We start from the raw sequence: 4,496 nt of genomic DNA on the forward strand, positions 1-4,496 counted from the left end.
CCGCGATCTCTCGCGGGTTTCGTTGTGGACCTGAGGGGACTCGAACCCCTGACCCCCTGACTTCGGTTCGAGTATCCCGGGCTATCCCGTTTCACCCCTCTGATGCCCTCGTTGACTGGGTCTGCGGCGAGTTTGAAGACGACGTCGTGTTGTAGCAACGAATGCAATGAGGGCAGCAATGCGGGCACCTATGCGGGCAATGCTCTAGGCGCGTTCAACGCGGACTAGTCCACAGCCCTCCTGCTCATCGAGCGCCTATCACTCGTTGCGCTGTCGGCGGTGCACATGAGCGGGCGAGACCGCGCATAGACACGTTAGCGGCCAGCGCAGACAGCGCAGCCCCGACGAAAGAAGGTTTCCATGTCCCGCCTCGCCCGTTTGACGAAGGTCATCGCCGATGCCGTCCCTGGCCACGCCGCCGTCCTCTCCGACGAAGGCGTCCCAGCCTGGGTCCGACACCACGGCGACCTCGGTGACCGGCTCATCGGTGAGGGTGACCTCATCCTCGACCTCTCCGATATGGCCGATGCCGACCAGTTCGTCGCCACCCGAGTTCTCGACCGCTGGGCGGCCGCGCTCGACTTCTCGTTGCGTGGCATCGACCGCCGCGAGGCCATCCACGCGTTGGCATCTCGGACCCTCCAGCGGGAGTTCGTCGCGGCCGCGCCCTCCGTCGACGCCTTCGGACGTTGTGTGCCCGCTAAAGACTCGCGAATCCGTGTGCACCGCGACGCCGTCATCCACATCTTGGTGCAGTCGTTCGACGGACCCTTCGCCGACAACCATGTCGAGTTCTGGGATGCGGTGAAGCGCCGCCTCGGACCGACCGCGGCCTGGGCCTACACGCGCTGACCTCCGCGGCAGGGCCGTCCTGACCGATTGGGGCGGCCGCTGTGATCTGACCGTCGATGCAGTCGCTTGGTCGCCGCGCATAGGGCGATCACACAACAACCACTTCACCCCCGGAACGAAGAAGATGACTGACCCGCTCAATCAGACCAAAATGCCACATCGGTGCTCCGCACATGCCCGAGGTCGACGAACTCGACGGAAACGAACGCCTCGACAATGCCCGACTGGCTGAGCGGCTGTCCTGCGCGCGGGTCAGCGTCGGCAAATGGAGCGACTACGGCGTCCGCACGCTCATCAACGAGCAGGAACTCTACGCAAGCGTGCAACTCCGAATCCCCTCGGGTCTGCCGACCACGTGGGCAACGCGGCTGGCCGAGTTCGCTACTCAGCACATCCCGTACACCGACCGCGACCGTGAGTGGGATTCTGTGAGCCGCTACGGATTGGTTACCTCCACCGGCACACCTCTGGAACTGCTTTGTGGACTCTCGACGAGTACGTCGAGGCGCCCGCTGCGCAGACCCATCCTGCTCTGCGACCGCCCACGGAGGATGACATCGAGTTCTGACGCGAGGTCAGGAAGCCCTCTAACGCGCGTCGACAGGAAGAAGCGCCGCCGACGAGCATTCGCCGATCAACCTCGCACGCGAGGCGAAGTGGCGCAGGTGACCAGGGTCGACCGCGCATAGAAGGTAAGTAGCCCGGCATTCGGACCCGAGCATCGACATCATCACCACAACGCAGGGGAGATCACAATGAATCAGAAGGTCCTCGTACGCAGGTCGCGGGAACGATGGAGCGAACTGCTCACCGAGTGGAACTCAACAACTCGAGGTGTCGCGGTCCTGCCGGGACGCAATGACCTCCCATACGCGCTTCTGGAACTGCACACCTCCGGTGTCTTCGCACAAGAAGACGCTCGCGACCTTGATGTCCTGCCCATCGCTCTCGAAGACGCCTGGACGTCGGCAGAGTTCCCTTCGCGAGCAATCGGGGGTCGCGTCATCCATGAATCAGCTCCTTCGCTGGCCGGACGCAAGGTCGTCCTTGTGCGGAGACGCGTGCCGGCTCGGTGTATTACGCGAGTCGTTCCGTCTTCATGGGATCGCGGGGCTGCGCTCCCGAAAGAATGAGGGTGGGCGCCTCTCCGGAGGGAGATGAAGAGGCGCCCCTGGGCCTCGTGTATGCCCAGCGCGACGAGGAGAATCCCATGTCTCACCGCCGCGAAATTCATCGTCACACGCGCGGTTGCGCGTGGGGGTCGTACGTATACGTAGGTGCCAGAAACCGGTTCGATTCGTTTCAAGAGTCGCGTGCCTAGCGCGCACGTCACCGCAGACTCTACCGCCCTCAGCGCGGGCCGCAGCGGACGCGACTGTCTATGCCCAAAACGCACGCGGGACGTGCTCCGCGACGATGCCGCTCGTCGAGACGAACGCGAGCGAGCGAGCGACCCGGCGATTCACCCGCACGACGGGGTGCCTGGCACCTCATCCGAGGACCCGCGTAATGAACCGGAGGAAGTCGCGTCTCATTGGTGGGCCTGTGCTGTGCTGGACCCAGCCGTACGTAGTTCTACTTATGACTAATGTCCACCACGGCATGGACTATAGGACAAGCGCAGGCGGAGTTGCAGGCAGAGGATGCAGAGCGAGGCCGACGACCTTCGTGACGACGCGGTATGCATCTCGTCATTCCTCGATGAGATGAATGCGCGACCCGCCAACATTCATCAACGACACGCATGTATCCCGCAGGCGACCGTAACCGGCCGTCTCCACACATGCGAGACAGGGAAATTAGACGTGCTTGAGGAATTGACGCAAACGAGGTTGCCGCAGGACGCAGAACCGAAGGGACGTGGTGTGCTCAGGCGGACGGTCGTGGTCGGGGCAGCATGGGCGCTACCCGTTGTCGCGGTCGCCGTGGCCACGCCACTGGCGGCCGCCTCCACGGCTGAGCCCACTCTCCAGTTCGCGATGGCGGCATATACGGTGTCGGGCTGCGGAACGCTGGACAATGTCGTCGTCACCGCGACCACGAACGGAACGACACCGCCTCCGGCGGGCACCGCCGTCTCCATAGCGCTCCCCGCCGGGTACACGTTCGTCGATGGTCAGCCCTCGCCCCGAGTTCTGCTCACGGATCCTTCGGGCTCGATCACCCTGCCGGCGATCAAGGCGCCCGCGTCCAGTGGTCCGCTTTCGATCGCTGGGCAGTGGAACGCGCTTTCGGCGGCGACGGCGGTCACGGCTTCTGCCGCGGGCAACGGAGGGGACCTCTACGTGCTGTTCCCCACGGATCCGAATAATCAAATCCAGCCCATCACGGCTGTGCCGATGCGAACGATCGGCTTGCCCGCGAACTTCAAGGTGAAGAGTTACCGTGTTGCGGGCTCGCAGGTTCTGGTCACCCTCGCTGATAACACGATCTGGGTGGCGAGTAACCGCACGCACTCAACCGGCGCATACACGTCAGATACCCTCAAATTTCAGAACACCGGGCTCACGGGCTCTGTCGCCGATCTGGATATCTTGAGTGGCAACTACGGAGGAGAATCCCCGTACTACACCGGGAGCTACCTCGTCCTAAACGGGCAGGGGTACTACATCCGATCTGACGACGCTGAGGCCCAACCGGTCGCCGCCACCTCTATTCCGAACCCCCCTTCAGGCGGAGCAATCGTCCGTGCCGCGATGGTCACAACCAGTTCTTGGAGCGCGCTCCAGGTGGAGACCGCCGATGGGCGCCTGTGGTTGTCGACCAACAAGGGCGTATCTTGGACGGCGATCACCGGATTCCCGACACCGATCAAGAGCTGGGTAGGCGCCCTCGGTACCGGCGGCGGCACGACACTTATCGGGGCGGATGGTCTCGCATACTCTCTGAGCAACTCGCTCTCCACGACCGCGACCCGAGTGCAGCCAGCAGGCCTCACCAGTCCTGCTGAACCGATCGCCGGATACATCACCTCACGGTACTCACCGCAGATTCACGCTCAGGGGGTATCGCGCGGATTCGTCAACGAGGCCGGCGCGTTCTACTTCCAGAACAACCAGGACATCGTCAACGCCTCGGGCGCACTGGCCGGCGTCGACCTCCGCGGGCTGCTGTACACGAGCAATGCCCAAAGCCACTACGTGCTGGGAGTCGTTGACGGCGCGCTGTACTACGCCAGAAACTCCAGCGGAATCCTCACCCCTCTCACGAAGAACCAGCCCAGCCCAGCGCAACTCGGCGGTGCCACGATCGTCGATGCGTGGGACGCTAATGGATCTGGATCGAATCAGCTCCGCTTGAATGCCGTCGACTCGCTGGGACGGGTATGGACCCACTCCACGCAGAACGGGTGGAGCCAGGTCGCACTCACCGGTCCACTGACCGCCTACGAAGTCAACGACGGCCCGTTCTATCAGGTCATCCAGGTCGGCTCCAACACCTGCCCCGTCTAAGCACAGCACTGCTGAGGGTGGCGGCCCAACCGACCGGCCGCCACCCTCAGCAGCGCCTGACGCCTGACCGCGTTCGAATACGGGAATCGACGAATCACGCGGGTCGCCGGAGGACGAACGAGTAAGGCCCGATCACCGGGCGTCAGCGATTCGTAGACTGAGGGGGCATTGTGAGAACCACGATGAGGGTCG

General features: G+C 63.5%; 3 protein-coding genes. All 3 read left to right on the plus strand.

The annotated features are described in order from the left end of the window. The first annotated feature begins 360 nt into the window (after positions 1-360). Positions 361-852, plus strand: a complete 492-nt coding sequence (locus DW298_RS01660; RefSeq protein WP_136040780.1) for a hypothetical protein — start codon at positions 361-363, stop codon at positions 850-852. A 173-nt stretch (positions 853-1,025) separates the two neighbouring features. Continuing rightward, on the plus strand, positions 1,026-1,541 hold the full coding sequence (locus DW298_RS01665; RefSeq protein WP_136040781.1) for a hypothetical protein: 516 nt from the start codon (positions 1,026-1,028) through the stop codon (positions 1,539-1,541). A 954-nt stretch (positions 1,542-2,495) separates the two neighbouring features. Further along, positions 2,496-4,304: a hypothetical protein gene (locus DW298_RS01670; RefSeq protein WP_136040782.1), complete on the plus strand. Its 1,809-nt coding sequence runs from the start codon at positions 2,496-2,498 to the stop codon at positions 4,302-4,304. The last annotated feature ends 192 nt before the right edge of the window (positions 4,305-4,496 follow it).

Source organism: Microbacterium sp. A20, from assembly GCF_004794515.1.
Taxonomy (GTDB): Bacteria; Actinomycetota; Actinomycetes; order Actinomycetales; family Microbacteriaceae; genus Microbacterium.

Coding starts and splice junctions, on each gene's coding strand:
- DW298_RS01665 (WP_136040781.1), top strand. CDS start 1,026: ATGCCCGAGGTCGACGAACTCGACGGAAACGAACGCCTCGACAATGCC.
- DW298_RS01670 (WP_136040782.1), top strand. CDS start 2,496: ATGCAGAGCGAGGCCGACGACCTTCGTGACGACGCGGTATGCATCTCG.
- DW298_RS01660 (WP_136040780.1), top strand. CDS start 361: ATGTCCCGCCTCGCCCGTTTGACGAAGGTCATCGCCGATGCCGTCCCT.